Raw genomic sequence first — 7,041 nt, forward strand, 5'->3', positions numbered from 1 at the left:
AGGCTCAGCTCTTCTGGGTTGCTGCGCGGAGCTGCTCGGCGGTTGCGTCGAGCAACTCGTTCCAGGACACCTCGAACTTGTCGACGCCCTCTGTCTCGAGGACCTTGAACACGTCCGCAAGATCGATGCCGACTGCAGCGAGCTGATCGAAGACCGCCTGTGACTCCTGAGCTGTGCCCGAGATCGTGTCGCCGGTGATCTCGCCATGGTCGGCGAGAGCGTCGAGCGTCTTCTCCGGCATGGTGTTGACCGTGTTCGGCGCAACCAACTCGGTGACGTAGAGAGTGTCGGGGTAATCCGGGTTCTTCACGCCGGTCGACGCCCACAGCGGACGCTGAGCCTTGGCGCCGTCGGCCAGAAGAGCCTGGAAGCGCGGCTGCACCTCGAAGATCTGCTGGTACGCGTTGTACGCCAGACGTGCGTTTGCGAGTGCAGCCTTGCCACGAAGCTCGAGGGCTTCCGGCGTGCCGATTGCCGTGAGGCGGTTGTCGATCTCGGAATCCACGCGGGAGACGAAGAACGAGGCGACCGACTCGATGGACGAGATGTCGCGGCCGGCAGCCTTGGCGGTGTCCAGACCTTCCAGGTATGCGCCCATGACTGCCTCGTAGCGCTCGACCGAGAAGATCAAGGTGACGTTGACGCTGATGCCCTCACCGATCACCTTGGCGATGGCGGGAATGCCTGCCAGCGTCGCGGGAATCTTGATCAGGACGTTCGGGCGATCGACGATCTTGTGCAGCTCGATCGCCTGCGCGACGGTGGCGTCGGTGTCGTGTGCCAGGCGAGGATCGACTTCGATGGACACGCGGCCGTCGACGCCGTTCGACGCCTCGAACTGCGGAGCCAGGATGTCGCACGCAGCACGCACGTCGTCGGTGGTCACCGCGGTGATGGTGGCGTCGACATCGGCGCCGCGCTGTGCGAGCTCACGGACCTGAGCGTCGTACGCCGATCCCTTGGACAGTGCCGCCTGGAAGATCGACGGGTTGGTCGTGACACCCACGATCGACTTCGTGTCGATGAGGTTCTGCAGGTTGCCGGACTGGATGCGATCCCGCGAGAGGTCGTCGAGCCAGATGGAAACGCCTGCAGCGGAGAGCTTTTCGGTATTCACGTTCTGTGTCATCGAGATCATCCCTTCACAGCTGCGAGGGAGCGCTGCGCGGCTTCGACAGTCGCGTCGGCAGTGATGCCGAACTCCCGGAACAAGGTCTTGTAATCGGCGGAAGCGCCGTAGTGCTCGAGCGAGACGGCCTGACCGGCGTCGCCGAGGATGCGCCACCACGGCATCGCGATGCCGGCTTCGACGGACACACGCGCGCGCACGGCGGGCGGAATGACCTCGTCGCGGTACGCCTGATCCTGCTCGAGGAACCAATCGAGGCACGGCACGGAAACAACGCGGGTTGCGACGCCCTGAGCTTCGAGGGTTTCGCGAGCCTCGGTGGCCAGATGCAGTTCGGAACCGGTCGCCAGCAAGATGACCTCCGGCGAACCGTTGGCTGCGTCGACGAGGACGTAAGCGCCGCGCTTGACACCCTCGGCAGCCTTCTCCTTGGTGCCTTCGAGAACCGGGATGTCCTGGCGCGTGAGTGCCAGAGCCGTCGGGCCCGTCTTGTTCTCGAGTGCTGCCTGCCATGCGAAAGAGGTCTCGTTGGCGTCACCCGGGCGGACGACGGCGAGGTTCGGGATCGCACGAAGAGCAGCGAGGTGCTCGACCGGCTGGTGGGTCGGGCCGTCTTCGCCGAGACCGATGGAGTCGTGGGTCCAGACGTAGGTGACGGCAGTCTTCATCAGTGCGGCCAGGCGAACCGCCGGACGCATGTAGTCGGAGAAGACCATGAAGGTTCCGCCGTACGGGCGGGTGGGTCCGTGAAGCGCGATGCCGTTGAGGATCGAGCCCATCGCGTGCTCGCGGATGCCGAAGTGGAGCGTGCGGCCGTAAGGCTGCGCATTCCAGTCGTTTGTGGAGATGGAGAACGGGCCGAACGAATCTGCGCCCTTGATGGTGGTGTTGTTGCTACCGGCGAGGTCGGCGGAGCCGCCCCACAGCTCGGGCAGGATCGGTCCGAGCGCGTTGAGCGCCGAACCGGAGGCCTTGCGAGTCGCAACGCCCTTGGCGTCGGCCTCGTAGGTCGGGAGAGCGTCGGCCCAGCCGGCGGGGAACTCACCGGCGAACAGGCGGTCGAAGAGTTCCTTGCGCTCGGTCTCACGTGCAGCCCACGCGTCGAACTCGACCTGCCATGCCTTGCGTGCGTCGGCGCCGCGGGAGACGACCTCACGGGCGTGAGCCAGAGCGTCGGCGTCGACGTCGAAGGACTTGGCCGGATCGAAGCCGAGGGCTTCCTTGACCGCTGCAACTTCGTCGGCACCGAGAGCGGAGCCGTGGACGTCGCCGGTGTTCATCTTCTTCGGAGCCGGGAAACCGATGATGGTGCGGAGCAAGATGATGGACGGACGATCGACGACGGCCTTGGCCGCGGCAACCGCGTCGAGGATGCCGGAGACGTTCTCGCCACCTTCGACGTGCTGAACGTGCCAGCCGTACGCCTCGTATCGCTTTCCGACGTCTTCGCCGAGAGCGATGGTGGTGTCGTGCTCGATGGAGATCTTGTTGTCGTCGTAGAAGACGATGAGGTTGCCCAGTTCCTGGACCCCGGCGAGGGACGAGGCCTCGGACGTGACGCCTTCTTCGATGTCACCGTCGGACGCGATCACGTAGATGTGATGGTCGAAGGGGGAGGAGCCGACCGGGGTCTCCGGATCGAACAGTCCGCGCTCACGACGCGCAGCCATCGCCATACCGACTGCGGACGCAAGGCCCTGGCCCAGCGGACCGGTGGTCATCTCAACGCCGACGGTGTGGCCGACCTCGGGGTGGCCGGGGGTCAGTGCGCCCCACGTGCGGAGAGCTTCGAGGTCAGCGAGCTCGAGGCCGTAGCCCGACAGGTAGAGCTGGGTGTACAGCGTCAAGGATGAATGGCCACAGGAGAGAACGAAGCGGTCACGGCCGACCCATTCTGCATCCGAAGGATCGTGGCGCATGACGCGCTGGAAGAGGGTGTATGCCAACGGCGCCAAGCTCATTGCAGTTCCGGGATGGCCGTTGCCGACCTTCTGAACCGCGTCGGCGGCGAGCACGCGGGCGGTATCGACAGCCTTGGTGTCCAGGTCGGTCCAGTCCGAGGGGTGGACGGGTTGCGTGAGGACGTGGATCTCGTCTGTGATCGACACTGGCAGATGTCTCCTGACATGGTGTACGTGGATTGCGAGGGTGGGGTGTCCCTCCACTGCGTAACCCAGCCTAATGGTCCTGGCTGTCCGGGTCGATTCGGTTCCTCAATGGCTGCGGTCTACCATCGTTCGTAGTAGAGAACAGTGTCAGCAGTGTGTCGTGAAGAGTTAGTGCGGTAACGCGTGGTGCAAGGAGAGAACGTGCGGACAGGGCAACAGCCGAGCGGACATGGCTTCGGCAGCCCAGGTGCCGCCCCGCGGGCGACCAATACCGATACGGTGTGGGGTCGCGCAACGGGCAAGGTTCTGGCTTATATCGCGCTCACGAAGCCGCGAGTGATCGAATTGCTGTTGGTGGCAACCATTCCGGCAATGCTGCTGGCCGATCGCGGAACGGTCGACATCGTTCTGATCCTCAGCACCCTCTTCGGTGGCTGGATGGGCGCGGCGAGTGCGAACTCGCTCAACTGCGTCGTCGACGCCGACATCGACAAGGTCATGAAGCGCACGGCGAAGCGTCCGCTGGCCCGCGAGGCGGTGCCGACGCGCAACGCGCTCGTCTTCGGGCTCCTTCTCGGACTCGCGTCGTTCCTTTGGCTGTGGTGGCGAGCCAACCTCCTAGCCGGCATCCTCGTCGTGATCACGATCGCGTTCTACGTCCTCATCTACACGATGGTTCTCAAGCGTCGTACCTGGCAGAACGTCATCTGGGGTGGCGCAGCCGGATGTATGCCCGTCCTCGTGGGCTGGGCCGCTGTCACCGGGTCGCTGAGCTGGCAGCCCGTCGTGCTGTTCCTGATCATCTTCTTCTGGACGCCGCCGCACACCTGGGCGCTGGCGATGCGATACAAAGAGGACTACAAAGCTGCCGGTGTTCCCATGCTTCCGGTGATCGCCACCGAAGAGCACGTCACCAAGCAGATTCTGTTCTACAGCTGGGCAATGGTCGTCACGACGCTTGTCCTCGTGCCCGCATCGGGAGTCATCTACGCCGCCATCACCATCGTTGCCGGTGCGTGGTTCCTGCTCATGGCACATCAGCTGTACCGCAGCGTTCGCGGTGGTGCTCAGGTCAAACCGCTACGCTTGTTCCTGCAGTCCAACAACTATCTTGCGATCGTGTTCGTCGGCCTCGCCGTCGACTCGGTTCTCGGACTCCAGACGATCAGCGACATGCTCAGCTGATTCTGCTGTGCGCCATTATTAAACGCGGGCGGGTAATAAAGGCGCACAGCACTTCGCTAGGGGATCAGAACGATCGACCCGGTCGTTGCTCGACCTTCCAGATCCCGATGCGCTGTTGCCGCATCGGCGAGGGGATACTCGGCGCCGACGCGAATATCGAGTTTCCCGGCCGCAATGGCGTCGAAGACATCGCCGGCACGCCAGGTCAGTTCCTCTCGAGTGCGAATGTGATGCGCGAGCGTCGGACGCGTCAGGAACAGCGAACCCGACGAATTGAGCCGCTGCGGATCAACCGGCGGAACCGGTCCACTGGCCGCACCGAACAAAGCGACCGTGCCGCGGATGCGCACGGAAGCCAAGCTCGAATCAAAAGTTGTCGCGCCGACCCCGTCGTATGCCGCCGCTACTCCTTCGCCGCCGGTCAACTCCCGGACTCGCGCTGCGATGTCCTCGTCGTACCGCAGAACCTCCGAGGCACCCGCGCCGCGCGAGAGTTCTTCCTTTGCATCCGATGACACAGTCGTGATGACCTTCGCCCCGAGGCTGACGGCTATCTGCGTCAGGATCAACCCGACGCCGCCCGCGCCTGCGTGCACGAGCACGGTGTCGCCGCTCTGGATCGGATACGTCGACTTCGCGAGGTAGTGCGCCGTCATCCCCTGCAGGAGCGCCGACGCTGCGGCCGATGCAGGGACACCGTCAGGCACTTTCACGGCGACTGCGGCGGGAACAGCCACCTTCTCGGCATAGCTGCCAGTGGCAGCGGCCCACGCGACCCGGTCGCCCACGGAGAATTCGTTGACGTCGGAGCCGACAGCTTCGACAACACCGCTGCCCTCGTCGCCGGGAATGTAGGGGAGCGGACGCTTGTACTGGCCCATTCGGAAGTACGTGTCGATGAAATTGATGCCGATCGCTTCGGTCTTGACGAGTAGATCGCCTGGGCCGGGTGTCGGTTCGGGTTGTTCGGTCAGAGTCAGAACGTCTGGTCCGCCGGTCTCGGTCACGTAGATGGCTCGCATGGTTTCTGTTCTACACCCGAGGCGGCCGACGCTCAGTCCATGCCTGGTGTCGCTTCCGGGCTACCGACCAGTATTGTCGAGTCATGAGCACCGATACCGAGAAGTCGGACGCCACCCCGTCCGCGCCGGAACTGCCGAAGTCCACGGTGAACGCCATCACCAAGTTCGTCGCCGAGCACGGCGGCTCCGCCAGCGCCGTCATCCAGCCGGTCGGCCTGGCCGGCGTTCGCATCACCCTCGTAGGTGCCGACGGCATCCTCGGTGATCAGGTCGTCGAGGACCTCGCCACGGCAAACGCGGTCGTCGCGTCCTTCGACAACGTCACCGTCGCCGAGTGGGAGCGCGAACTGACGAGCATCGTCACCCCGCAGGAAGGCCATTTCAAGAAGATGGCCGGTTGGGTCGCCAACCAGACTCGGTTCCCGAAAGCTCGCAACGAATCCTGAAATGACGTGTGGGGCGTAGGAACACCTTTTGGTGTTCCTACGCCCCACACGTGTCTTGAAGCGTCAGACAGCTGGTATGGGCGAATTGGTCGGCGTGTACTGGCGGGTCTTACCCGCAGCCCAAACTGCTGCGGTCGCAGCCGTGCACAGTCCCGCACCGGCGACGTGCATGATCACCAGAACTTCCGGCACATCGGTGAAGTACTGCACGACACCGATGAGCGACTGCGCGAGGATCAGTCCCAGCAGGACCTTCAGACGGATCTTCACGGCTGCGGATGTCCCGACCGCATACAGGCCGAAGGTCAGACCCACGACCAGCGCGAGATATCCGACCAGAAGCTGTGAGTGCAGATGGACTAGCGTCACGATCTCGATCTCCAGGCGAGGCACCGTCCGGTCCAGCCCCTTGTCGCCGGCGTGCGGGCCTGCGCCCGTTACGAGAGTTCCAGCGACCAAAACGCCGGCGAGCGCGACACCTGACAGCGCGGTAAGCCAGCGCAGCGGCTTCGGCATCACGACCAGAGTTGTTGCTTCGTCGGGTTCCGCGATCTTCGCGTACATCACCGTGGCAACCCAGACCATCAGCATCGACGCAACCAGGTGAATGGCGACCGTCCACCACAGCAAGCCTGTGAGGACGGTGATACCGCCGATCACTGCCTGAACGACAGTGCCGAGCGGCATCATCCAGGCGTAGACAAGCACCTCTTTGCGTCGGCGAGCGCGAGTCACCGCAAGCACGATCGCAGCGGCGACGATGACGACCAGGAAGGTCAGCAGGCGGTTGCCGAACTCGACGGCTTGGTGAATCACCGCGACCTGTCCGTGGCCGACCGGGACGAAGCTACCGGGGAAGCACTGCGGCCACGTCGGGCAACCGAGTCCCGAGTCCGTCACGCGCACCACCGCGCCGGTGACAGCGATGCCGCCCTGCGTCAGGATCACGATGAACGCGATGATTTTCTGCGTTTTCAGCGAGGGGAGAGGTAGTCGATCCACCAAGCGTAAAAATCCGGCATACACACGATTCACCACGCCAACGATCGTAGTTCCCCATCAACTACACAGTGTCGTTGGGGCCAGCTCGCTCCGCGCCTGCCCCGCGTCGTTGGGGCCAGCTCGCTCCGCGCCTGCCCCGCGTCGTTGGG

General features: G+C 64.1%; 6 protein-coding genes. 2 read left to right on the plus strand and 4 right to left on the minus strand.

Annotation, left to right across the window (positions count from 1 at the left end):
• Positions 1-4: 4 nt before the first annotated feature.
• Positions 5-1,129 (minus strand): transaldolase, encoded by a 1,125-nt coding sequence (gene tal / locus M1L53_RS24500; protein WP_039972890.1) that lies wholly within the window; start codon positions 1,127-1,129, stop codon positions 5-7.
• 5 nt (positions 1,130-1,134) lie between these two features.
• Complete coding sequence (tkt, locus tag M1L53_RS24505) at positions 1,135-3,237, minus strand: transketolase (protein WP_003944976.1); 2,103 nt, start codon at positions 3,235-3,237, stop codon at positions 1,135-1,137.
• A gap of 201 nt (positions 3,238-3,438) precedes the next feature.
• On the opposite strand from tkt, the gene M1L53_RS24510 reads away from it, so the two are divergent.
• The gene (locus tag M1L53_RS24510; RefSeq protein WP_003944994.1) at positions 3,439-4,422 is read left to right on the plus strand and encodes a heme o synthase; all 984 of its coding nucleotides are present in this window, start codon (positions 3,439-3,441) and stop codon (positions 4,420-4,422) included.
• Between the two features lie 56 nt (positions 4,423-4,478).
• Here the strand turns inward: M1L53_RS24510 and M1L53_RS24515 are convergent, their stop codons facing one another.
• Complete coding sequence (locus M1L53_RS24515; RefSeq protein WP_054188221.1) at positions 4,479-5,444, minus strand: quinone oxidoreductase; 966 nt, start codon at positions 5,442-5,444, stop codon at positions 4,479-4,481.
• Between the two features lie 83 nt (positions 5,445-5,527).
• On the opposite strand from M1L53_RS24515, the gene M1L53_RS24520 reads away from it, so the two are divergent.
• Positions 5,528-5,890, plus strand: coding sequence for a hypothetical protein (locus M1L53_RS24520; RefSeq protein WP_003945032.1), 363 nt, complete (start codon positions 5,528-5,530; stop codon positions 5,888-5,890).
• A 63-nt stretch (positions 5,891-5,953) separates the two neighbouring features.
• Here M1L53_RS24520 and M1L53_RS24525 read toward each other — a convergent pair whose 3' ends face one another.
• Positions 5,954-6,928, minus strand: a complete 975-nt coding sequence (locus tag M1L53_RS24525; RefSeq protein ID WP_021332987.1) for a heme A synthase — start codon at positions 6,926-6,928, stop codon at positions 5,954-5,956.
• Between the last annotated feature and the right edge of the window lie 113 nt (positions 6,929-7,041).

This window comes from Rhodococcus sp. T9N (genome assembly GCF_024436645.1).
Taxonomy (GTDB): domain Bacteria; phylum Actinomycetota; class Actinomycetes; order Mycobacteriales; family Mycobacteriaceae; genus Rhodococcus_F; species Rhodococcus_F qingshengii.

Excerpts from the sequence above, each read along its gene's own strand:
- M1L53_RS24515 (WP_054188221.1), bottom strand. The coding sequence starts at position 5,444 with ATGCGAGCCATCTACGTGACCGAGACCGGCGGACCAGACGTTCTGACT.
- tal (WP_039972890.1), bottom strand. The coding sequence starts at position 1,129 with ATGACACAGAACGTGAATACCGAAAAGCTCTCCGCTGCAGGCGTTTCC.
- M1L53_RS24520 (WP_003945032.1), top strand. The coding sequence starts at position 5,528 with ATGAGCACCGATACCGAGAAGTCGGACGCCACCCCGTCCGCGCCGGAA.